This window comes from Mycolicibacterium obuense (genome assembly GCF_055397605.1).
This window is the reverse complement of the sequence record NZ_AP043663.1, coordinates 4,599,062-4,619,865: the sequence shown is the minus strand read 5'-3', so window position 1 is coordinate 4,619,865 and position 20,804 is coordinate 4,599,062. Positions and strand designations below refer to the sequence as shown.

Sequence of the window (20,804 nt, the reverse complement as noted above, 5' to 3'; positions counted from 1 at the left end):
GGCGAGATTCCGCGTTTGACAGCGGTTCACCGTAGACTGGCCACCGTCACCCACCGCCCCTAGGGAGCAGCGACGATCGTGACCGCCGAGCAGCCCGAGCAGCATGAGAACGAGCCTCGAGAAGAGTGCGGAGTCTTCGGAGTCTGGGCACCTGGCGAGGAAGTGGCCAAACTCACGTATTACGGCCTCTATGCCCTACAGCACAGAGGGCAGGAGGCTGCCGGCATCGCCGTGGCCGACGGCTCGCAGGTGCTGGTCTTCAAGGATCTGGGGCTGGTCAGCCAGGTCTTCGACGAGCAGACGCTGGCAGCGATGCCCGGGCACGTCGCCGTCGGACACTGCCGGTACTCGACCACCGGCTCCACGACCTGGGAGAACGCGCAGCCGGTGTTCCGCAACACCGCCGCAGGCACCGGTGTCGCGCTCGGACACAACGGCAACCTGGTCAACACCGCTGAGCTCGCCGCGCGGGCCCGTGACGAAGGCCTGATGAGCAATCGCGGTGCAGCCGCGGCGACCACCGACTCCGACATCCTCGGCGCCCTGCTGGCACACGGTGCGGCGGACTCCTCGCTCGAGCAGGCGGCGCTGGAGCTGCTGCCGACGGTGCGCGGCGCGTTCTGCCTGACCTTCATGGACGAGAACACCCTCTACGCCGCGCGCGACCCCCACGGCGTGCGCCCGCTCTCGCTCGGTCGCCTCGACCGCGGCTGGGTGGTCGCCTCGGAAACCGCGGCCCTCGACATCGTCGGTGCGTCGTTCGTCCGGGACATCGAACCCGGTGAGCTGCTGGCCATCGACGCCGACGGGGTGCGCTCCACGCGGTTCGCGAACCCCACCCCCAAGGGCTGCGTATTCGAATACGTCTACCTGGCCCGTCCCGACAGCACGCTCGTCGGCCGCTCCGTGCACGCCACCCGCGTCGACATCGGCCGCCGGCTCGCCCGGGAGAGCCCCGTCGACGCCGATCTCGTGATCGGAGTGCCCGAATCGGGGACGCCGGCCGCCGTCGGCTACGCGCAGGAATCCGGCATCCCCTACGGCCAGGGCCTGATGAAGAACGCCTATGTGGGCCGGACGTTCATCCAGCCGTCCCAGACGATCCGTCAGCTCGGTATCCGGCTGAAGCTGAATCCGCTCAAGGACGTCATCCGCGGTAAGCGCCTCATCGTCGTCGACGACTCCATCGTGCGCGGCAACACCCAGCGCGCGCTGATCCGGATGTTGAGGGAGGCCGGCGCCGTCGAGGTGCACGTACGCATCGCCTCGCCGCCGGTGAAATGGCCGTGCTTCTACGGCATCGACTTCGCCACGCCGGCCGAGCTGATCGCGAACGCGGCCATCTCCGACGGTGCCGGTGAGGAGATGCTGGACGCGGTCCGCCACGCGATCGGCGCCGACACACTGGCCTACATCTCCCAGCAGGGCATGATCTCGGCGACCGAGCAGCCCGCCACCCGCCTGTGCTCGGCCTGCTTCGACGGCAACTACCCGATCGAGCTGCCCGGTGAGACCGCGCTGGGCAAGAACGTCATCGAGCACATGCTGGCCACCGCGGCGCGCACCGGTATCCCGCTGACCTCGGAGAACGACAACGCCTCGGCGCTCCGCCGCCCGTAGGCTGTAGCCGCGAAAGTTATTGCGAGGCAACCTTACTGAAGCGCAGCAGGTGCCTGCGTCCGGTGTGGTCCTCCTTCAGTGCAGCCACGACGGAGTCGCGGTACGAGGACAACCCCGCCGCAGGCGGCGGGATCACCGCGTCGATGTCGTGCTCGTGGCAGATCGCGTCGCACTCCAACGACTCCACCAGAGGCCGCGCCAGCCCGGCCTTGATCGGCGTCACCAGACCCACCCAGTGGCTGGCGATCGTCGGCGTCAGGAACGGCAGCACCACCATCACGCGCCGGCGCAGACCCGCAACGTCGGCGTAGGTCTGCATCGCGTCGCCGTACTCCATGACGTCGGGTCCGCCCACATCCCACGTGCGTGACTCCGGAACGTCGGCACTGGCCGCTTCCGCGAGGTAGTACAGCGCGTCGTCGATCGAGATCGGCTGAATCTTGTTGTGCACCCACTTCGGTGTCGTCATCACCGGCAACCTGTCGGTGAGGTGACGGACCATCTCGAACGACGCCGAACCCGACCCGATCACGATGCCCGCCTGCAAGACCACCGTCTCGATCGACGACGCCAGCAGAATCTCCCCGACCTCGACCCGGGAACCGAGGTGGCGCGACAGATCGGCACCCTCGGGATGAAGGCCGCTCAGGTAGACGATGCGCCGCACACCCGCCTTCTCTGCCGCGGCCACCACATTGCGCGCCGATTCGGCCTCCTCGGCGACGAAGTCCTTCGACGTGCCCATCGAGTGCACCAGGTAGTAGACGACGTCCATGCCGTCGAATGCCTTCACCAGCGAGTCCGGTTTGGTCAGATCGCCCGCTGTCACCTCGACCTGGCTGCGCCACGGCGCTCTGTCCAGCTTCGCCGGCTTGCGCGCCATCGCCCGCACCGCGTGGCCCCGTCCGAGCAGTTCGGGCACCAACTGCCCGCCGATGTACCCGGTCGCACCCGTCACCAGGCACTTGATCTGCTCAGTCGACACCTGCACTCCATTCGTCGCCGACACTCGAGAAGTCTTCGGTGCCGATACCGAGCTAGATTGCCCGCAAACGAGCGGCTTAAGCAGACCCGGGCAACACGCAGCCCGGATCGGGGGCGTCTACCACGAGCGGGGCCACGTCCCATGGGCACGCAGCATCGCACGCGCCACAATGACGCCATGGCGTTTCGCGGGTGGCCCATCGAAGCCGTGGAGTTCTACGAAGGCCTCGAGGCCGACAACTCCAAGGTGTACTGGCAGGACCACCGGGAGACCTACGAGCGCCACGTGAGGGCGCCGATGGAGGCCCTGCTCGCCGAGCTCGCCGACGAGTTCGGACCGGCCACGATGTTCCGGCCCTACCGGGACGTGCGGTTCAGCGCGGACAAAAGCCCGTACAAGACCACCTGCGCCGCCCGCATCGGCGCCGGCTATGTGTCCTTCTCAGCCGAGGGGCTCTCCGCGGGTAGCGGTCTCTACATGCCCGATCCGGCAACCCTGCAGCGCTTCCGCGCGGCCGTCGACGATCCCGATTCGGGCGCCGAGCTGGCACTCGTCGTCGCCGACCTGCGCCGCGACGGTTACGAGATCATGGCGCACGACGTGCTGAAGACCGCGCCACGGGGTTATCCGACGGACCATCCGCGCATCGAACTGCTGCGACACAAAGGCATCGCGATGATCAAGAGCTGGCCGGTCGGCGCCTGGCTGGGCACAAGCAAGGCCAAGGACCGCGTCGTCACGACCCTGCGCGCAGCGGTCCCGCTGGGGCAGTGGTTGGACCGCTACGTCGGCTAGCTGTACTGGCTGCGGGCGCTGGGCGGTAGCCTTATGGCCGATGACCGATCGCGCCGAACAACACGGCATTTCCTACGCGTCGGCAGGGGTCGACATCGAAGCAGGCGACCGCGCCGTCGAGCTGTTCAAACCCCTTGCCAAAAAGGCCACCCGGCCCGAGGTCCTGGGCGGCCTCGGTGGATTCGCCGGCCTGTTCGCCCTCCGCGGCGGCTACCGCGAACCGCTGCTGGCGTCGTCCACCGACGGCGTGGGCACCAAGCTCGCCGTTGCCCAGGCGATGGACAAACACGACACGGTCGGCATCGACCTGGTCGCCATGGTCGTCGACGACCTGGTGGTGTGCGGAGCCGAACCGCTGTTCCTGCAGGACTACATCGCCGTCGGACGGACCGTCCCCGAACGCGTCGCCGAGCTGGTGGCCGGCATCGCCGAGGGCTGCGTGGCGGCCGGGTGCGCTCTTCTCGGCGGCGAGACCGCCGAGCACCCGGGGCTGATGGCTCCCGACCACTACGACATCTCCGCGACCGGCATCGGCGTCGTCGAAGCCGACGACGTGCTCGGCCCCGACCGCGTCCGCCCCGGCGACGTGGTCATTGCGATGGCCTCGACCGGGCTGCACTCCAACGGCTACTCCCTGGCCCGGCACGTGCTGCTCGAAATCGACCACATGAACCTGGCCGGCCACGTCGAAGAATTTGGCCGCACCCTCGGCGAGGAGCTGCTGGAGCCGACCCGCATCTACGCCAAGGACTGCCTGGCGCTCGCCGCCGAAACGCAGGTGCGCACGTTCTGCCACGTCACCGGCGGTGGACTGGCCGGCAACCTGGAACGAGTCATCCCGCCCGGGCTCGTCGCCCACCTCGACCGCGGTACGTGGACCCCGGCGCCGGTGTTCGGCATGATCGCCCAGCGCGGCCGCATCGAACGCGCCGAGATGGAGAAGACGTTCAACATGGGCGTCGGCATGGTGGCCGTCGTCGCGCCGGAGGACACCGATCGCGCGCTGGCCGTCCTGACCGCTCGTCACCTGAGCTGCTGGACCCTCGGAACCATCGAGAAGGGCAGCAAGGACGCATCACGAGCTGTGCTCGTGGGCCAACACCCCCGATTCTGACCGGGGGAGCCGGACTGACCGGCGGCTAAGGCCGCCAGTCGTCCTCGTCTACCCAGCGATCGTCCGGTGGCACGTCGCCGCCGATGCGGTCATCGTCTCCACCGGCCAGCTCGCGCTGGAGCCGCTCGAAATCAGTCTGCGGTGAGCTGTACTTGAGCTCACGAGCAACCTTGGTCTGCTTTGCCTTTGCCCGGCCGCGGCCCATGGGGGAACCCCCTCGCGCAATAACGGAGCGGCCTAATTGCTAGGCGGCTCCGATCTGAGTGTGTCTATTGTCCTGCCGACACTTTACCGTGCCGAACGCCGCGGCGCTGGCAGGCCCCGTTTTGCCCGGGTCACCGCGCGGCGCCCCGCAGCCTGTCGACCGCCAACCGGCCTGCGCCCGCCACATCGGCGGCCGGCAGGGAGTCAGGATCAATGGCCGCCGACACCGCCACGTCGCCGCCGGTCACCAGCTCGGTGTCCGCCGTCAGGCCACGCTTGAGCAGCGCGAGGGCGATCGGACCCTCGTCCACGTGCTCCACCACGGTGCCCACCCGGCCCACGGCGCGGCCCCCGGCGAGCACCGGATCACCCGGGGAAGGGCGATCGGTGGCGCCGTCGAGGTGCAGCAGCACGAGCATGCGCGGCGGTTTACCGAGGTTGTGTACCCGCGCCACGGTCTCCTGGCCTCGATAGCACCCCTTGTCCAAGTGCACCGCCGTGCCGATCCAGCCGACCTCGTGCGGAATGGTGCGTTCGTCGGTGTCGACGCCCAGACGGGGCCGCAGCGCCGCCACCCGGTGCGCCTCGTAGGCCCACACCCCGGCGCGCCGCACCCCGGCTGCCTCCAGCCGCTGCAGGTACGACGGCGCCTGGTCGCGAGGTACGACGAGGTCCACCTCGTCGGCAACGCCCGGCAGCGAGCGCAGGAAGCCGCCGTCGGGTAGGGCGACGGCGGTACCGGCAACCGGCAGCGCCGGGACACCGAGCGCCTCCAGCGTGGCGGCCGCGGACACCGCAGGGCCGAGCAGGGACAGCACGGCCAGCTCCGTCGGCTCCACGACGACGTCCGCCCAGAACACCATCTTGCGCAGGAAGTTCAGCAGCGGCTCACCTCGCCACGGTTCGGTGTCGAGGATCGTGACGCCGGGCAGCTGCGTCTGCACCCAGTGATCTTCGACGCGGCCCTGCCCGTCGAGGCTGAGATTCTGCGTCACCGTGCCGTCCGGCAGATCGCTGACGTGCTGGCTGGAGACGGTGTGCAGCCAGCTCTTGCGCTCCGCACCGGTGAGCGCCAGCACCGCGCGATGGGAACGGTCGACCACGATCGCGCCGTGGCCGGCCGCCCGCTGCTCGCCCAGCGGATCGCCGTAATGCCAGACCGCGCCGGCGTCGGGCCCGTTCTCGGGCGCAGGGACCGCGGAAGAGTGCACAGACATGGCTCAATGCTACGAGCCGGCCTGATCCGGGCGCGGCTACGCTGATGCCCCATGGCCGGACTCAGCGTGGTGGTCTCCCTCGACAGCGGCGTCTGCGATCCGGCTGCGCCGCTGCTGTACGCCGACGACCTCGCCGCCGTGCGCGGCGACGGGATCTTCGAGACGCTGCTGATCCGTGACGGCAGACCCTGCTTGCTCGAGGCGCACCTGGCGCGGCTGGCGCATTCGGCGCAGCTGATGGACCTGCCCGCACCCGACCTGCAGGCGTGGCGATCCGCGATCGACCAGGCTGTCGCCCGATGGCTGGCCGACGGCGGCGACGAGGGCGTGCTGCGCCTGGTGTACAGCCGAGGCCGGGAAAGCGATCCGAGCGGCACCGCCTACGCGACCATCGGCCCGATGGCGGCCCGCGTCGCCGAGGCGCGCCGCGCCGGGGTTGCCGCGCTGACGCTCGACCGCGGCCTCGCCTCGAGCGCCGACGAGAACATGCCGTGGCTGGTGGCGGGCGCCAAGACACTGTCCTACGCCGTCAACATGGCCGCCCTGCGTCACGCCGAGCGGCACGGCGCCGGCGACGTCATCTTCGTCAGCACCGACGGCCACATCCTCGAAGGCCCCCGCTCCACCGTCGTCATCGCCACGACCTCCGACGACGGACGGCCGTGCCTGCTGACGCCGCCGCCCTGGTATCCGATCCTGCGGGGCACGACCCAGCGGGCGCTGTTCGAGGTGGCGCGCACCGCCGGCTACGACTGCGACTACCAGGCGCTGCGGCCCGCCGACCTGCTGAGCGCGCAGGGGGTGTGGCTGGTGTCGAGCATCACGCTGGCGGCGCGGGTGCACACCCTCGACGGCACCACGCTGGCGCCGGCACCGATCGCCGCCGACATCGCCGCGCTCGTCGACACCGCCATCCTCAGTGATCGCTGAGAGATTAATTCCCTTGTCGCCCAGCCAGAGCGCGGGTACCTTCGCCTGTACACAGGGAAGGAGGTGGTCCGACAAATTGAGTGACTTATGGACATGTGAGGTGGCTGCGAGCTAGCAGCGCCGGGGAGCGCTTGACGCCTACTGCGCGCGCTGGCGAATTCCCCGCAGCCACCCGGCCCCCGAGCCCCTTGGTTGAGTCCGACCGAGGATCACGGCTCGGGGGCTGCTCCGTATCTGGGCCTGTGCCGAATCTAGGGCTGTGCCGGCGCGTCCGGGCCTGGCGCCAGCGACGAACACTCGTGCATCGCGGCCTCCCACGCGGCCGGATCGACGCCCGCGGGTGGGCCCGTCATCGGCCCGGGCGGGCTCGGCATCCCGTGCTGACCCAGGCAGTAGGCGAGCGAGCCATGGCCGACACTGGGAGACACCGTGCTCGACGGTGCGGGTGCCTGAGGTGGGGGCGAGGCACACGCCGCCGAGGACGCCATGGCCATGCTCGCCGCACACACCGCCGCGGCCGTTGCGCGCCGCACTAACCGACGAACCTGGCCAGGCGCGCGGACAGGTGCGGAACCAGACCACCGTCGGCGTCGACCCGCTCTTCGACATAGGCGAGATCGCCACCGTCGACGATGCCGTAGAGCCGCTTCGCGCCCCCGACGAGGACACCGGACTTACTCCGCGCCAACGCGTCGGTGACCAGCTCCCACGACGCCTGGTTCAACGGCCGCCCGTAGAACAACTCCACGTAGCCGGCCGAATGCGCCAACAGCAACTCGATGGCCTGGGATTCACCCGGATCGCCGGGATCGTTGACGAAGCGCCAGAACCCCGTCTCACGCAACGTCGGGCCGTCGTAGCCGCCGTCGTCGGTCAGCCGCCAGGAGCGCGCTTCCCAGTTGAGGTAGTCGGCCCCGTCATGCGAGACCACGATCTGCTGACCGAACCGGTAGTCACCGTGGGAGCCACGACCCTCGCCCTCGCCGCGCCACACCCCGACCAACGGCAACAGGGCCAGCAGACGATCGTCGAGATCGGCGCCTTCACGCAGATTGGCCGTGTCGGCGGGCACGGGGAGATCCCCGAATGCCGGGATGTTGCGCGCGGCGGTCTGTCGGGCGCGTTCGGCAGCAGCGGCGACCGCCTCGTCGCCAGAGGTCACGACTCGTCGGTGATCAGCCGGTACAGCGCATAGAGCGCGAACCACGTGATGACCACGACGGCCGCGACGAGCAGGAGTTCGTAGAACAGCACCACGAGGAAGAGTCTAACTCCCGCTCAGCGGGGAGTTGAGATCAGCTGACCTTGCTCTCGTACTCGGGGCAGAAGGCGCCGGTGGCCGCGCCGACGAAGTACCCGGCCTGATAGTCCGACCAGTCGGTGACACTGGTCAGGTCGGCGACCTCCTGCTCGAAGCTGGCGCCGTTCTCCCAGTCCTGGCAGACCGCACGGCCGGTGTCGAGCACCTGCTGGGTCTTGTCCGAGGGCCAGGTGATGCCGCCCTTGCCGATCACCGTGAGGAAATCGCCCTCGGGATCCGCGAGAGCAGCGGGTGCGCTGACCAAACCAACCGCGGCGAACGCCGCGGCCGCAGCAAAGGCGAAGGTGATCTTCATAGTCGGGTCCTCGACAGGTGTGGCCCACGCGGGTGCGCGGACAGTGCACTCATCGTCGCCGACGACAGCGCAACGCGCAGCATTTTCACAGCAAGATCAAAGCGGTCAAGCGAGGAGCCGCGCCCTGTGGCGCGACTCCTCGGCTTCGTCACGCGCTACCTGATGGCGCGACTCCTCGGCGGCTCGTCCTCCCCCGCAAGCGGGTGGTGCCCCCACGCCGCCTTCGTCGTCACGCGCTACTCGATGGCGCGACTCCTCGGCGGCTCGTCCCTCGCCGCCTTCGTCGTCACGCGACCTTGACGTCGACCTCGTGGATCCCCGCGCCCGCCGGCGTCACAGTGGCGTCGCCATTGCCGCTCTTCGACAGCGCCCGCAGCTTCCAGCTGCCCGGCGCGGCGAAGAACCGGAAATCACCGGTGGCCGACGCGACGACCTCGGCGGTGAACTCGTCAGAGCTGTCGAGCAGGCGCACGAACGCCCCGCCGACGGCCTGACCCGAGCCGTCCACGACACGGCCGGTGATGACCGTTTCCTTCTCCAGGTCGACGCTCGCGGGCAACGTCAGTCCTTGTTTCGGTGCAGAGCACATATCAACTTCCCAACTCGATCGGGGCGCCCACCAGGGAGCCGTATTCCGTCCAACTGCCGTCGTAGTTCTTGACGTTCTCGTGTCCCAACAGCTCTTGCAGCACGAACCAGGTGTGCGACGAACGCTCCCCGATGCGGCAGTAGGCGATGGTCTCCTTCTCGCCGTCCAGCCCGGCGTCGGCGTAGAGCTTGGCCAGGTCCTCGTCGGACTTGAACGTGCCGTCTTCGTTGGCCGCCTTGCTCCACGGCACGTTGATGGCCGACGGGATGTGACCGGCGCGCTGGCTCTGCTCCTGCGGCAGGTGCGCCGGGGCCAGGATCTTGCCGGAGAACTCGTCGGGGGAGCGCACGTCGACCAGGTTCTTCGTGCCGATGGCCGCGATGACCTCGTCGCGGAACGCGCGGATGCTGGTGTCGGGCGACTTGGCGCTGTAGCTGGTCTCGGGACGCGTCACCGCGTCCTTGGACAGCGGTCGCGCGTCGAGTTCCCACTTCTTGCGGCCGCCGTCGAGCAGCTTGACGTCCGAGTGGCCGTACAGCTTGAAGTACCAGTAGGCGTACGCGGCGAACCAGTTGTTGTTGCCGCCGTAGAGCACCACGGTGTCGTCGTTGGCGATGCCCTTGTCCGACAGCAGCTTCGAGAACTGCTGCTGGTCGACGAAGTCGCGCTTCACCGGATCCTGCAGATCGGTCTTCCAGTCGAGCCGGATCGCACCGGGGATGTGCCCGGTGTCGTATGCGCTGGTGTCTTCGTCGACCTCGACGAAAACGGTGTTCGGCGCATCGAGATTGCTCTCGGCCCAGTCTGCTGTGACCAGGACGTCGGAGCGTGCCATGGAGGAGATCCTTTCGACTACGAGTGAGTGGGTTTGAGGCGGAGGAACAACGGATAGAGCTGGCAGCCCAGGCAGATGCCGAAGGCTGCGTTCAGAAATGCGGCTGCCAGCGCGAAGCCGGTGGCCACCAGCCCGAGCGTCGGCACCCCTGCGACGAAGGCTGCGACGCCCATGACGGCGAACACCAGGCCGACCGCTTGGGCGAACTTCAGGGGAGCGACCGGCTCGCGTTCGGTGGCCGGGCCCAGCCGCGGAGCGACGAGAGTTGCGAACAGAACGCCGTAAGGGTGGCGGCGTGGGCCGAGCGTGGCGCCGACGGCGAACACGACCGCCTGGGCCGCGAGAAGCGCCGCGGCGTAGACGCTGCTGACCGTCGAGACCAGCACGGTGGCGACCAGTACAGCGGTGGTGACCCAGGCGACGAACCGCGGCCCGCGGACGTCGACCTCGGCCGATGAGCGATTCTGCGTGGTGTGCGACACCTGCGACATGGACATGCTCCTGTTGTTTCGGGACTGGCTGATGCGGCTCGCGACGAGACCGCCGGAGAGCGCGGCGCCGATGGCGCGGCTACTCAGCAGCTACAACAACAACAGCAACAACCCGCGACGCGGCACAGATCCACTGCGCGGCGCTTGGTGAGCCTGAGCTCGACACGGGTTGGCACGGCGACAGCTTACCCAACGACAGGGTGATCAAGCCAACAGCGGCCGCAGTGCGGACCGCAGGTCAGCGGCTGTCGGTACGCCGGACGCCCGATACTGCTGCCGTCCCTCGGCGTCGAAGATGAAGGTCGTCGGCAGCGACAGCACGGAAAGGCGCCGGGCGGCATCGGGATTGGCATCCATGTCGATTTCCACGTGGGCGACGGCGGGCAGCTCGGCACACACCTGGTCGACAACGCGGCGGACGCCCGCGCACGGCCCGCACCACACCGCCCCGAAGTGCACGACGGTCGGCCCCGTACCGGATAGACCCAGCTCACTGGTGTCGACGGCGGGCGAGTTCGACACATCGCCGGCCGGCGTCAACCGGCCCGCACGCATGGTCAACACCCGGCCGACGACGACTGCGAGGCCGAACGCGGCGATCAGCACCGCGATCACGACGATCCACGACGAGCTCATGGCAATCTGAACCCGTCCAGGGGCACGGTTACTCCCTCGGCGATGCCCTCGATGATCAGGTCGGAGCCGCGGGCGCCCTCGCTGGTGGGGGCGATCCCGAACGGGAGCTTCTGACCTGGCATTTCGGTGGAGAAGGCGGCGAGCACTGCGGGCAGCTTGTCGGCGGGCACGTCCTGATCGGCTGTGCCGGGACCTGTCAACACCCCGGTCGCGGTCATCTTCAGCGTGGTCTGGGCCGGGCCGGTCACCGAGAGGTCGACCGCGATGCTGACACGCTCGTCGACCCCGGCCTGGCGCGGCGTGCCGGTGAACACCACGCCTTTGTTGCTGGAAATGCCCGATTCGGTCGTGCCGCCGGTGGAATCGTTGGTTTCTCGGGTGGGTGCCTCCACCAGCAGGTCGGGAATGTCCATGAAGCGGCCGACGTGCGTCGAGTCGATGATGATGCGGCTCTCCAGCTTGCCGACGGTGAGCGTGGCGTCTGGGGCGATCAGCCACGAATCGCCCGTGTCCACCGAATGAAGGGTCGCTTCCAACGAGGCCTTGCCGACCACGGCGTGATCAACGCCACTGGCCTTGATCTCCACTTCCCGGTAGTGGTGCTCGGCGGCCTGCGTCAGAAACGGGAAGCCGAGGATTCCCACGGACGGGTCCCATTGCAGGTCCGCGGCTGCGCGCACGCTCCTGGCCAGGCGATATTCGGCGTAGATCGCCGAGCCGAAGTCGACCCCGAGCGCGCCGAGGAGGACTACGACCACCGTCGCGATGGCACCGATGACGAACCTGCGCACGCGGACATTGTTGCCCACTGCGTCGGCATCGTTCGTTCGGCGCGGCTTAAGGGCAGGTGGCACGCTATCGTTAGGAAGCCATCGGCCGAGTAACGGCCGTATGTCATGCATGAATCTGGGAAGTCACCGCGCGACAAAGACGTACCGGCGAGGTCTCGGATGACTCCACGGCTGCTGGAGGGGACAGTTGGACCTACTGCTACTGACTGTTGACCCGCACCCCGAATCCGTCCTGCCTTCGTTGTCGCTGCTGGCGCACAACGTGCGGACCGCGCCGACCGAAGTGTCGTCTTTGCTGGAAGCCGGATCTGCGGATGTGGCGATCGTCGACGCCCGCACCGACCTGGCCGCCGCGCGCGGCCTGTGTCGCCTCCTCGGCACCACCGGAACCGCAGTTCCCGTCGTCGCCGTCGTCAACGAGGGCGGTCTCGTCGCCGTCAACACGGAATGGGGCTTGGACGAGATCCTGCTGCCCAGCACCGGCCCGGCCGAGATCGACGCCCGGCTGCGACTGCTCGTCGGCCGCCGCGGCGGGATGGCCAACCAGGAGAACGTGGGCAAGATCAGCCTCGGCGAACTGGTCATCGACGAGGGCACCTACACGGCTCGATTGCGCGGACGGCCGCTCGACCTCACCTACAAGGAATTCGAGCTGCTCAAGTACCTGGCGCAGCACGCGGGCAGGGTGTTCACCCGTGCGCAGCTGCTGCAGGAAGTGTGGGGCTACGACTTCTTCGGCGGCACCCGCACCGTCGACGTGCACGTCCGACGGCTGCGCGCCAAGCTCGGCACCGAATACGAATCGTTGATCGGCACCGTGCGCAACGTCGGCTACAAGGCAGTGCGCCCCGCCCGGGGGCGGCCACCGGCCGCCGATGCCGATCTGGGCGAGGACATGGACGACGACCCCTACGACGACGACGTCGCCGAGATGTTGGATGACGACGTGGCCGGGGCGCCTGCCGACGCTCTGCGCAGAACGTGACGGCGATCGGCTGGCACGAACGGCTGACCGAGCACCAGCAGCAGCTCGTTCGGGAGCTGATCGTCGCGGCGACGCAGTCCGACGGCATTGCGCCGGTGGGTGACCAGGTCCTGCGTGAACTCGCCCATGACCGCACCCGGCATCTGCTCGCCGAAGACGGTGACGGCGTACTGGGATACCTCAATCTCGCGCCCGCCGGTGACGACGCCCCGGCGATGGCCGAACTCGTCGTCCACCCCGAGGCGCGTCGGCGCGGCATCGGCGCGTCGATGATCAGCACCGGCCTGCCCGCCGGTGGGCCGGACACCCGCATCTGGGCGCACGGCAACCTCGCGCCTGCCCGAGCCACCGCTGAGGCGCTGGACCTCGCGGTGGTGCGCGAGCTGTGGCAGATGCGGCGGAGCCTCACCGACTTGCCGGCCACCCCGGCGCCGGCCGAGGTGCGCATCACCACCTACTCCGGCCCCGCCGACGACGCAGAGCTGCTACGGGTGAACAACGCCGCGTTCGCCTGGCATCCCGAGCAGGGCGGCTGGACCGCGGCCGACATCGCAGAACGACGCGCCGAACCGTGGTTCGACCCGGCGGGATTGTTCCTCGCCCGCGACGAGACCACGGGCGATCTCCTCGGATTCCACTGGACCAAGACACATTCGGACACCCTCGGCGAGGTGTACGTGGTGGGGGTCGATCCGTCCGCGCAGGGCCGCGGTCTGGGCGCCGCGCTGACGCTCACCGGACTGCACCACCTCGCGGACCGGTTGGGCGTCGATGGGCGCGACGCCGAGGTGATGCTCTACGTCGAATCGGACAACACCGCCGCGGTGAAGACCTACCGACGATTGGGTTTCGAGGTCGCGACCGTCGATGCCGCCTACAGTCGCCGCACCGGCGATCACCTGTGAGATCGCTGGACCTGTTCACCTGCCGTTCACCCGTCATCCGTAGTGCGTCAATTACCGCCGCATAGCTTGCCGAGTGAGCTCGGAGCCGCACCGGCAGCCGACACACGTGGATGACGAAAGTGGGATCAGTGAAGCGCAAGAGCATCGGCAAGACGTTCGGCACGACGGTCTCGGTCGCGGCGGTCGCCGCGATCACCCTCGCCGGCTGCGGCAGCGACAACAACACGGCGTCGGGCGGCAGCAGCAGCTCCGCCGCGTCGGGCAGCAGCTCCGCCCCCGCCGATTGTGGTGGCAAGAATGCGCTGACCGCCGAGGGCTCGACCGCCCAGCAGAACGCCGTCGCCCTGTTCAACCAGGTCTGGGGCCAGAAGTGCCAGGGCAAGAACCTGTCCTACAACCCGACCGGATCCGGTGCGGGCCGTGAGCAGTTCATCGCCAAGACCGTCGATTTCGCCGGCTCGGACTCCGCGCTCTCGGGCGATCAGGTCGCCGCCGCCGCGCAGCGCTGCGGTGGCAACCCGGCCTGGAACCTCCCGCTGGTGTTCGGGCCCATCGCCATGGCCTACAACCTCGACGGCGTCGACAAGCTGGTGCTCAACGGCGACACCCTGGCCAAGATCTTCCAGGGGCAGATCACCAAGTGGAACGACCCGGCCATCGCTGCGCTGAACAGCGGCACCACTCTGCCGGACACCGCGATCACCCCGATCTACCGCTCCGACTCCTCGGGCACCACCGACAACTTCCAGAAGTACCTGAAGGCCGCCGCGCCCGAGGCGTGGACCAAGGACGCCGGTAGCGAGTTCCAGGGCGGCGCCGGCGAAGGCGCGTCGAAGTCGGCCGGCGTCACGCAGGCCGTGCAGGCCACCCCGGGTTCGATCGGCTACGTCGAGAAGGGCTTCGCTCAGCAGGCCGGTCTCAAGTACGCCCAGATCGACACCGGTGCCGGCGCGGTGGAGCTGACCGACGAGACCGCGGGCAAGGCGATCGACGCCGCGAAGTTCGCCGCCGAGGGCAACGACCTGACCCTCGACCTGAATTCGCTGTACGGGACCAAGGAAGCCGGCGCCTACCCGCTGGTGCTGGCCACCTACGAGATCGTCTGCTCGGCCGGCTATGACGCCGACACCTCCGCTGCCGTCAAGTCGTTCCTGACGGTGGCGGCCAACGACGGTCAGGGTGGACTGTCGAGCGCCGGCTACGTGCCGCTGCCCGACACGTTCAAGGAGCGTCTGCTGACCTCCATCGACGCGATCAAATAACCGGACTGATCGCTGGCGCGGTAGCAGGTTCGAGGCGAGGATGGGTGCCAGACACCGATGACGTTCAACAGTATCGAGAAGGGTTCTGACGGAACTTCTGTGACTATCCCCGATCCGATGGGCGCGGGGTCGGGTGAGGCCTTGGCCGCACCCCACCCCGAGCCGACGCCGCTGTCCACCGACCCCTCGCGTCACGGCGTGGTTCGCCTGGGCGACCGGATCTTCCGCGGATTGGCCGAGAGCTCAGGCGTTTTCATCGTCGCGCTCATCGCCGCGATCGGGATCTTCCTGCTGTGGCGGGCGATCCCCGCCTTGGCGCGCAACGAGCAGAATTTCTTCCTGTACGGCGGGAACTGGATCACCACCGACACCTCGGCGATGCAGTTCGGCATCCTGGATCTGCTGCAGGTCACGGTGTTCGTGTCGGTGTTCGCACTGGTGCTCGCCATGCCGATCGCGCTGGGAATCGCGATCTATCTGACCAACTACGCGCCCAAGCGGGTGGTCGGTCCGCTGGCCTACATGGTGGATCTGCTCGCCGCAGTGCCGTCGATCATCTACGGCGTGTGGGGCCTCTACGTGCTCGCACCGGTGATCAGGCCGGTGGCGTTGTGGCTCAACGAAACTCTCGGAAGCTGGTTCTTCCTGTTCGGAACCGGCAACGCCTCGGTTGCGGGCGGCGGCACGATCTTCACCGCCGGGATCGTGTTGGCGGTGATGATCCTTCCGATCATCACCGCGGTCACCCGCGAGGTGTTCGTGCAGACCCCGCGCGGCCAGATCGAAGCCGCGCTGGCGCTCGGCGCGACGCGCTGGGAAGTGGTCCGCACGACGGTGCTGCCGTTCGGGATGTCGGGCTACATCAGCGGCGCGATGCTCGGCCTCGGCCGCGCGCTGGGTGAGACGATCGCCCTGCTGATCATCCTGCGCGGCACCCAGTCGGCGTTCGGCTGGACGCTGTTCGATGCCGGCTACACGTTCGCGAGCAAGATCGCCGCGGCCGCATCGGAATTCAACGATCAGTACAAGGCGGGCGCCTACATCGCGGCCGGGCTGGTGCTGTTCATCCTGACCTTCGTGGTGAACTCGCTGGCCCGCGCCGCGGTCTCCGGAAAGGACCGGTCTGCATCATGAGTTCTCCGACACTGGACCGCCCCGTCAAGGCTCCGACATTCCAAGGCGTCAGCACACGCCGGAAGATCACGAACAATGCGGCGACCGTCCTGGTGACCACGTCGGTGATCATCGCGTTGGTGCCGCTGCTGTGGGTGCTCTACACCGTGGTGTCCAAGGGGATCGGCGTGATCACGTCGAGCACCTGGTGGCTGAACTCCCAGGCGGGCATGACAGCGTTCGCTGCCGGCGGCGGCGCCTACCACGCGATCGTCGGCAGCCTCCTGCAAGCCGCGGTGTGCGCGGTGATCTCCATTCCGATCGGCGTCTTCGTCGGCATCTACCTGGTCGAGTACGGCGGCGGCACACGGTTGGGCAAGCTGACCACGTTCATGGTCGACATCCTCACGGGTGTGCCGTCGATCGTCGCGGCGCTGTTCATCTACGCGCTCTGGGTCGCGACGTTCGGGTTCGAGAGGTCGGGCATCGCCGTGTCCCTGGCGTTGGTGCTGCTGATGATCCCGGTGATCGTCCGGTCCACCGAGGAGATGCTGCGCATCGTCCCGATGGACCTGCGGGAGGCGAGTTACGCACTGGGCGTGCCGAAGTGGAAGACGATCGCAGCGATCGTGATCCCGACCGCGCTGTCGGGAATCGTCACCGGCATCCTGCTGTCCCTGGCCCGCGTGATGGGGGAGACGGCACCGCTGCTGATCCTGGTGGGCTACTCGCAGGCCATCAACTTCGACATGTTCAGCGGGTTCATGGGCTCGCTGCCGGGCATGATGTACGACCAGACGTCCGCCGGGGCCGGTGCCAATCCGGTGCCCACCGACCGGATGTGGGGTGCCGCCCTGACGTTGATCATCGTCATCGCGCTGCTCAACGTCGGTGCCCGATTCATCGCCAAATTCTTTGCGCCCAAGAAGGTCTAGGAGAAAATCAGTGGCCAAGCGACTCGATCTCAAAGACGTCAACATCTACTACGGCAACTTCCACGCCGTCGCCGATGTGTCCATGTCGGTGCCGCCGCGCAGCGTCACTGCGTTCATCGGACCGTCGGGGTGCGGCAAGTCCACCGTGCTGCGCACGCTGAACCGGATGCACGAGGTCATCCCCGGCGCCCGTGTGGAGGGCTCGGTGCTGCTCGACGGTGACGACATCTACGGTGCCGGCGTCGATCCGGTCGGTGTGCGCAAGACCATCGGCATGGTGTTCCAGCGGCCGAATCCGTTCCCCACCATGTCGATTCGCGACAACGTGGTGGCCGGGCTGAAGCTCCAGGGCGTGCGCAACAAGAAGACCCTCGACGAGGTGGCCGAGCGCTCACTCAAGGGCGCGAACCTGTGGACCGAGGTCAAGGACCGGTTGGACAAACCCGGCGGCGGGCTATCCGGCGGTCAGCAGCAGCGACTCTGCATCGCCCGGGCGATCGCCGTGCAGCCCGACGTGCTGCTGATGGACGAGCCGTGCTCGGCGCTGGACCCGATCTCGACGCTGGCGATCGAGGATCTGATCGCCGAGCTGAAGCAGGACTTCACGATCGTGATCGTCACGCACAACATGCAGCAGGCTGCCCGCGTGAGCGATCAGACGGCGTTCTTCAACCTCGAGGCGACGGGCAAGCCGGGCCGGTTGATCGAGATCGACGACACCGAGAAGATCTTCTCGAACCCGACGCAGAAGGCGACCGAGGACTACATCTCGGGCCGCTTCGGCTGACAGGCCATTCCGGCAACAAGTGAGCCCCCCGGAGGAGATGTCCCGGGGGGCTTTCTTGTTGCTGCCGCTCTCGTCAGCGGGAGAGCGGCAGGCCTTCTTCTTCGGGTGCGTGCCCGGTCACCTGGAAGATCACCCGGCGTGCGATCTCCACGGCGTGATCGGCGAAGCGCTCGTAGAACCGGCCCAGCAGTGTCACGTCGACCGCAGCTGCGACCCCGTGCCGCCACTCGCGGTCCATCAGCACCGAGAACAGATGCCGGTGCAGATCATCCATGGCGTCGTCCTCGTCGCGGATCCTGGCGGCCTTCTCCGGATCGCGGGTGAGCAGCACTTCGCGGGCGCTCTGGCCGAGTTCGACGGCGACGCGGCCCATCTCGGCGAAGTAGCCGTTGACCTCTTCGGGCAGCGCGTGCTGGGGGTGCCGGCGACGCGCGATCTTGGCCACGTGCAGTGCCAGTGCGCCCATCCGGTCGACGTCGGCGACGATCTGGATCGAGCTGACGATCGCACGCAGATCCCCGGCGACGGGCGCCTGCAGCGCCAGGAGGACGAAGGCGGTCTCTTCGGCCCGGACGCTCATCGCGGAGATCTGCTCGTGGTCGGTGATCACCTGTTCGGCCAGCGCGAGATCGGCCTGGAGCAGCGCCTGTGTCGCCCGCTCCATCGCCGTGCCCGCCAGCCCGCACATGTCACCGAGCTGGGTCGTCAGAGATTCCAGCTGCTCGTGGTACGCGGTACGCATGATCAAAAGCCTACGTGCTACCTGCACAGATCGTCACGAGCCGGGCGGTGAACGCCAGGTGAATGCCGCCCGTTATTCGCAGGATGTGTCGGCGGCGTTGGTGACCGTCAGATCTTCGGGCAGCGCGCTTGAGGTGTTCTTCGACCCGCGCAGCACGTGCACCTTGACGGTCGAACCGCTCGGCATCGGCGTGCCGACCGTGGAGAAGTCCTTGCCCAGGACTACTTGCACGACGTCGCCGAGGCCGCTCGACCGCTCGATCGTCGGGTCGGGGAACGACGAGGCCACCGTCGCCGCCGCTTCCTCGTTGCCGGGGGAGAAGAACACCGTGGTGTGATCCAGGGGACCGGGGTAGTCGTCGGGGTCGGTGATGGAGAAGCCGTGGGTCTGGAGTGCTTCGGCCGCGCTGGACGCCAACCCGCTCTCGGAGGTCGAGTTGGACACCCGCACGGTCACGTCGGCGGGATTGGTGGCGACGGCCTCGATGACCTCGCCGTCCGGAGCCGGGGCCGGGGCGCCGTTGGTCGGCGCCGCAGGGGTGCCGGGGACAGGGGTGTTGTCGGCGTTGCGTTCCTCGGGCAGCGGATCGTCGTTGATGATCGCGTCGAACAGTGCGCGCATGTCGTCGGTGCGGGGGATCTCGTTGCCGTACTCGTCGGCATAGCCGACGGTCGGCACCGTGATGAAGGTGATCCGGCCCGCGTTGACGCCCTGCACCGACTGGCCGAGGTCGACGAGATCCTTGGTGTCGAGGTTGTCGACGTAGCTGTCGTTGATGAACATGTTCACGACGTTGTTGAGCTTCGACAGCGAGAAGAACGTGTCTTTGGAGATCAGCGATCGCAGCAGTGACGACAGGAACCGCTGCTGGCGTTTTATCCGCCCGTAGTCGCCGTTGGTTTCGGTGGTCACCTGGCGGGCGCGCACATAGTTCAGCGCTGTGTGTCCGTCGACGACCTGGCGGCCGGAGTTGGCCAGGACGGTACCCAGCTCGTAGTCCTCGATCGGCGTCGTGCTGCACACCTCGACGCCGCCGAGGGCGTCGACCATCTTGGAGAAGCCGGCGAAGTCGACGGCCATGAAACGGTTGACGTGCAGGCCCGACAGCTTCTGAATGACCTTGACCAGGCATTTGGGCCCGCCGACGGCGAAAGCCGAGTTCAGCTTGTATTCCGTGTAGGCCTCTTCGGGCCCCCAGGATTCGGTGTCCTCGTCATAGATCGGGCCGTACTGGCGGGTCTCCGGATTCCAGACCTCGCACTTCATCGGTTCGATTTTCAGGTCGCGAGGAAACGACACCGCGACCACGCGCTTACGGTTCGCCGGGATGTTGACCAGCATCACCGTGTCCGACCGGGCGCCCGCGGCGTCCTCGGTGGTGCCGGCGCCCATTTCACTGTTGTCCCCGATGCGGGTGTCGGTGCCGACGATCAGGAAATTCTCGTCGCCGAACTGGGCATTGGGGTCGACAATGTCGCGGGAATCGGGGTCGAGCGCCGAGACGCGGTTGAGAAGGTTGTTCTTCGAGGACTGCCATTGCCATGCACCGCCGGTCAGGACCAGTGCCAGCACGGCGACCAGAGCCGCGACGACCCGTCCGACGATGACGCTGCGGTGATGCCGTGGACGCTCAGGCTTCGGCGCCTCGGGTACCGCGGTGGCCGTCAGGTCCGGCAGCTCCGAAGGGTGTGCGTGCACGGCCGGCAGGATCGTCGTGTCGAACTCGTCGGCGGGGTACGGCTCGGGCTCAGGCGGGGAGTCGGGCTCTAGCTCGAAGTCGGGCTCTGGCTCGGATACGGGTTCGGGTTCGGGTTCGGGTTCCGCACGGTGCCGGGTGGGCCGCTCGGGGATCGGTGCTTCGCCGTGGATCTTCGCGATGAGGTCGGCGACGGTGATCGGCGCGGATTCGTCGTCAGTTCCGCGCGACGGAGAATCGGTCCCGCGTTCCCACGGCGCGGCGCCTGGTGTCGGCCGTGTCGATCGGGTAAGCCATTCGTTGTCGCGGTCTGGCTCGCTGGAGTCCGGGCGGCCGGGAGTGGCGTGATCACCGTCACTCATCGTCTACCGGCCTTTCAGCTCCTATGGCTCCGCTGGCGCCTCGTCGGCGCCGACGCGCACCTCGGGTGAGCGCCAACTCCACCTCGATACGCGCTGATCCCGTCCCCGCGTTCGGGGCCGGACACATCAGCGTTTTCGCTGGCATCTCATCGTACTGAGACATCCTGAGAGAGGGCTAGCCGACGGAAGCCGTC

The 20,804-nt window shown here is 67.9% G+C and carries 25 protein-coding genes; 11 read left to right on the top strand and 14 right to left on the bottom strand.

What is annotated here, in order from left to right; all coding sequences use genetic code 11:
* Positions 1–78: 78 nt before the first annotated feature.
* The gene (gene purF / locus ACZ50N_RS22190; RefSeq protein WP_046365576.1) at positions 79–1,620 is read left to right on the top strand and encodes an amidophosphoribosyltransferase; all 1,542 of its coding nucleotides are present in this window, start codon (positions 79–81) and stop codon (positions 1,618–1,620) included.
* A gap of 16 nt (positions 1,621–1,636) precedes the next feature.
* On the opposite strand, the gene ACZ50N_RS22185 is transcribed toward purF, so the two are convergent.
* On the bottom strand, positions 1,637–2,605 hold the full coding sequence (locus ACZ50N_RS22185) for an NAD(P)H-binding protein (RefSeq protein ID WP_046365589.1): 969 nt from the start codon (positions 2,603–2,605) through the stop codon (positions 1,637–1,639).
* A 177-nt stretch (positions 2,606–2,782) separates the two neighbouring features.
* Between ACZ50N_RS22185 and ACZ50N_RS22180 the strand changes: the two genes are divergently transcribed.
* Positions 2,783–3,400, top strand: a complete 618-nt coding sequence (locus ACZ50N_RS22180) for a DUF2461 domain-containing protein (RefSeq protein ID WP_464473779.1) — start codon at positions 2,783–2,785, stop codon at positions 3,398–3,400.
* Between the two features lie 40 nt (positions 3,401–3,440).
* Positions 3,441–4,514, top strand: coding sequence for a phosphoribosylformylglycinamidine cyclo-ligase (gene purM, locus ACZ50N_RS22175; RefSeq protein ID WP_046365575.1), 1,074 nt, complete (start codon positions 3,441–3,443; stop codon positions 4,512–4,514).
* Between the two features lie 25 nt (positions 4,515–4,539).
* On the opposite strand, the gene ACZ50N_RS22170 is transcribed toward purM, so the two are convergent.
* The gene (locus ACZ50N_RS22170) at positions 4,540–4,719 is read right to left on the bottom strand and encodes a DUF3073 domain-containing protein (protein ID WP_046365574.1); all 180 of its coding nucleotides are present in this window, start codon (positions 4,717–4,719) and stop codon (positions 4,540–4,542) included.
* Between the two features lie 130 nt (positions 4,720–4,849).
* Positions 4,850–5,935: a CAF17-like 4Fe-4S cluster assembly/insertion protein YgfZ gene (gene ygfZ / locus ACZ50N_RS22165; protein ID WP_464469997.1), complete on the bottom strand. Its 1,086-nt coding sequence runs from the start codon at positions 5,933–5,935 to the stop codon at positions 4,850–4,852.
* A gap of 51 nt (positions 5,936–5,986) precedes the next feature.
* On the opposite strand from ygfZ, the gene ACZ50N_RS22160 reads away from it, so the two are divergent.
* The gene (locus ACZ50N_RS22160) at positions 5,987–6,865 is read left to right on the top strand and encodes an aminodeoxychorismate lyase (protein ID WP_464473778.1); all 879 of its coding nucleotides are present in this window, start codon (positions 5,987–5,989) and stop codon (positions 6,863–6,865) included.
* A gap of 251 nt (positions 6,866–7,116) precedes the next feature.
* Here ACZ50N_RS22160 and ACZ50N_RS22155 read toward each other — a convergent pair whose 3' ends face one another.
* The 3 genes from ACZ50N_RS22155 to ACZ50N_RS22145 form a co-directional block, all read right to left on the bottom strand.
* Entirely contained in the window at positions 7,117–7,398 is a 282-nt protein-coding gene (locus tag ACZ50N_RS22155; RefSeq protein ID WP_082133171.1) for a hypothetical protein, read from the bottom strand.
* On the bottom strand, positions 7,398–8,027 hold the full coding sequence (locus ACZ50N_RS22150) for a heme-binding beta-barrel domain-containing protein (RefSeq protein ID WP_046362267.1): 630 nt from the start codon (positions 8,025–8,027) through the stop codon (positions 7,398–7,400). Before ACZ50N_RS22150 ends, ACZ50N_RS22155 begins: the two co-directional genes overlap by 1 nt.
* 133 nt (positions 8,028–8,160) lie before the next feature.
* Positions 8,161–8,481 (bottom strand): DUF732 domain-containing protein, encoded by a 321-nt coding sequence (locus ACZ50N_RS22145; RefSeq protein ID WP_046362268.1) that lies wholly within the window; start codon positions 8,479–8,481, stop codon positions 8,161–8,163.
* A 126-nt stretch (positions 8,482–8,607) separates the two neighbouring features.
* Between ACZ50N_RS22145 and ACZ50N_RS22140 the strand changes: the two genes are divergently transcribed.
* Positions 8,608–8,781 carry a hypothetical protein gene (locus tag ACZ50N_RS22140; protein WP_464473777.1) on the top strand — a complete coding sequence of 58 codons (174 nt, stop codon included), beginning with the start codon at positions 8,608–8,610 and terminating at the stop codon, positions 8,779–8,781.
* Here ACZ50N_RS22140 and ACZ50N_RS22135 read toward each other — a convergent pair.
* The 6 genes from ACZ50N_RS22135 to lmeA all read right to left on the bottom strand — a co-directional run bounded on the left by ACZ50N_RS22135 (position 8,768) and on the right by lmeA (position 11,841).
* Positions 8,768–9,070 (bottom strand): DUF1416 domain-containing protein, encoded by a 303-nt coding sequence (locus tag ACZ50N_RS22135; RefSeq protein ID WP_048423840.1) that lies wholly within the window; start codon positions 9,068–9,070, stop codon positions 8,768–8,770. The two genes, ACZ50N_RS22140 and ACZ50N_RS22135, sit on opposite strands and share 14 nt — an antisense overlap.
* Before the next feature lies 1 nt (position 9,071).
* The gene (locus ACZ50N_RS22130) at positions 9,072–9,905 is read right to left on the bottom strand and encodes a sulfurtransferase (protein WP_046362270.1); all 834 of its coding nucleotides are present in this window, start codon (positions 9,903–9,905) and stop codon (positions 9,072–9,074) included.
* A gap of 17 nt (positions 9,906–9,922) precedes the next feature.
* Complete coding sequence (locus tag ACZ50N_RS22125) at positions 9,923–10,396, bottom strand: DUF4395 domain-containing protein (protein WP_464469999.1); 474 nt, start codon at positions 10,394–10,396, stop codon at positions 9,923–9,925.
* An 83-nt stretch (positions 10,397–10,479) separates the two neighbouring features.
* Positions 10,480–10,530, bottom strand: coding sequence for a hypothetical protein (locus ACZ50N_RS22120; protein WP_396837116.1), 51 nt, complete (start codon positions 10,528–10,530; stop codon positions 10,480–10,482).
* A 70-nt stretch (positions 10,531–10,600) separates the two neighbouring features.
* Positions 10,601–11,032 carry a thioredoxin family protein gene (locus ACZ50N_RS22115; protein ID WP_048423839.1) on the bottom strand — a complete coding sequence of 144 codons (432 nt, stop codon included), beginning with the start codon at positions 11,030–11,032 and terminating at the stop codon, positions 10,601–10,603.
* Positions 11,029–11,841, bottom strand: coding sequence for a mannan chain length control protein LmeA (lmeA, locus tag ACZ50N_RS22110; RefSeq protein WP_464473776.1), 813 nt, complete (start codon positions 11,839–11,841; stop codon positions 11,029–11,031). The genes ACZ50N_RS22115 and lmeA overlap by 4 nt, the downstream gene beginning before the upstream one ends.
* A 169-nt stretch (positions 11,842–12,010) precedes the next feature.
* Here lmeA and ACZ50N_RS22105 point away from each other — a divergent pair, with 169 nt between their 5' ends.
* From ACZ50N_RS22105 to pstB, 6 genes are all read left to right on the top strand, one after another.
* Positions 12,011–12,808, top strand: coding sequence for a winged helix-turn-helix transcriptional regulator (locus tag ACZ50N_RS22105; RefSeq protein ID WP_046362272.1), 798 nt, complete (start codon positions 12,011–12,013; stop codon positions 12,806–12,808).
* The gene (gene mshD / locus ACZ50N_RS22100) at positions 12,805–13,713 is read left to right on the top strand and encodes a mycothiol synthase (protein WP_048423838.1); all 909 of its coding nucleotides are present in this window, start codon (positions 12,805–12,807) and stop codon (positions 13,711–13,713) included. The genes ACZ50N_RS22105 and mshD overlap by 4 nt, the downstream gene beginning before the upstream one ends.
* A gap of 128 nt (positions 13,714–13,841) precedes the next feature.
* Positions 13,842–14,975, top strand: coding sequence for a phosphate ABC transporter substrate-binding protein PstS (gene pstS / locus ACZ50N_RS22095; RefSeq protein ID WP_419196980.1), 1,134 nt, complete (start codon positions 13,842–13,844; stop codon positions 14,973–14,975).
* 57 nt (positions 14,976–15,032) lie between these two features.
* The gene (gene pstC / locus ACZ50N_RS22090) at positions 15,033–16,109 is read left to right on the top strand and encodes a phosphate ABC transporter permease subunit PstC (RefSeq protein ID WP_046362275.1); all 1,077 of its coding nucleotides are present in this window, start codon (positions 15,033–15,035) and stop codon (positions 16,107–16,109) included.
* On the top strand, positions 16,106–17,023 hold the full coding sequence (gene pstA / locus ACZ50N_RS22085; RefSeq protein WP_046362276.1) for a phosphate ABC transporter permease PstA: 918 nt from the start codon (positions 16,106–16,108) through the stop codon (positions 17,021–17,023). Before pstC ends, pstA begins: the two co-directional genes overlap by 4 nt.
* Before the next feature lie 10 nt (positions 17,024–17,033).
* Positions 17,034–17,810 (top strand): phosphate ABC transporter ATP-binding protein PstB, encoded by a 777-nt coding sequence (gene pstB, locus ACZ50N_RS22080; protein WP_073683201.1) that lies wholly within the window; start codon positions 17,034–17,036, stop codon positions 17,808–17,810.
* Between the two features lie 73 nt (positions 17,811–17,883).
* Here the strand turns inward: pstB and phoU are convergent, their stop codons facing one another.
* A complete protein-coding gene (phoU, locus tag ACZ50N_RS22075; RefSeq protein WP_046362278.1) occupies positions 17,884–18,552 on the bottom strand; it encodes a phosphate signaling complex protein PhoU in 669 nt (222 codons plus the stop codon).
* A 72-nt stretch (positions 18,553–18,624) separates the two neighbouring features.
* Positions 18,625–20,610 (bottom strand): LCP family protein, encoded by a 1,986-nt coding sequence (locus ACZ50N_RS22070; protein ID WP_464473775.1) that lies wholly within the window; start codon positions 20,608–20,610, stop codon positions 18,625–18,627.
* Positions 20,611–20,804 lie beyond the last annotated feature (194 nt).

Coding starts and splice junctions, on each gene's coding strand:
- ACZ50N_RS22180 (WP_464473779.1), top strand. CDS start 2,783: ATGGCGTTTCGCGGGTGGCCCATCGAAGCCGTGGAGTTCTACGAAGGC.
- purM (WP_046365575.1), top strand. CDS start 3,441: ATGACCGATCGCGCCGAACAACACGGCATTTCCTACGCGTCGGCAGGG.
- ACZ50N_RS22170 (WP_046365574.1), bottom strand. CDS start 4,719: ATGGGCCGCGGCCGGGCAAAGGCAAAGCAGACCAAGGTTGCTCGTGAG.
- ygfZ (WP_464469997.1), bottom strand. CDS start 5,935: ATGTCTGTGCACTCTTCCGCGGTCCCTGCGCCCGAGAACGGGCCCGAC.
- ACZ50N_RS22160 (WP_464473778.1), top strand. CDS start 5,987: ATGGCCGGACTCAGCGTGGTGGTCTCCCTCGACAGCGGCGTCTGCGAT.
- ACZ50N_RS22145 (WP_046362268.1), bottom strand. CDS start 8,481: ATGAAGATCACCTTCGCCTTTGCTGCGGCCGCGGCGTTCGCCGCGGTT.
- ACZ50N_RS22135 (WP_048423840.1), bottom strand. CDS start 9,070: ATGTGCTCTGCACCGAAACAAGGACTGACGTTGCCCGCGAGCGTCGAC.
- ACZ50N_RS22130 (WP_046362270.1), bottom strand. CDS start 9,905: ATGGCACGCTCCGACGTCCTGGTCACAGCAGACTGGGCCGAGAGCAAT.
- ACZ50N_RS22125 (WP_464469999.1), bottom strand. CDS start 10,396: ATGTCGCAGGTGTCGCACACCACGCAGAATCGCTCATCGGCCGAGGTC.
- ACZ50N_RS22115 (WP_048423839.1), bottom strand. CDS start 11,032: ATGAGCTCGTCGTGGATCGTCGTGATCGCGGTGCTGATCGCCGCGTTC.
- pstC (WP_046362275.1), top strand. CDS start 15,033: ATGACGTTCAACAGTATCGAGAAGGGTTCTGACGGAACTTCTGTGACT.
- pstA (WP_046362276.1), top strand. CDS start 16,106: ATGAGTTCTCCGACACTGGACCGCCCCGTCAAGGCTCCGACATTCCAA.
- phoU (WP_046362278.1), bottom strand. CDS start 18,552: ATGCGTACCGCGTACCACGAGCAGCTGGAATCTCTGACGACCCAGCTC.
- ACZ50N_RS22070 (WP_464473775.1), bottom strand. CDS start 20,610: ATGAGTGACGGTGATCACGCCACTCCCGGCCGCCCGGACTCCAGCGAG.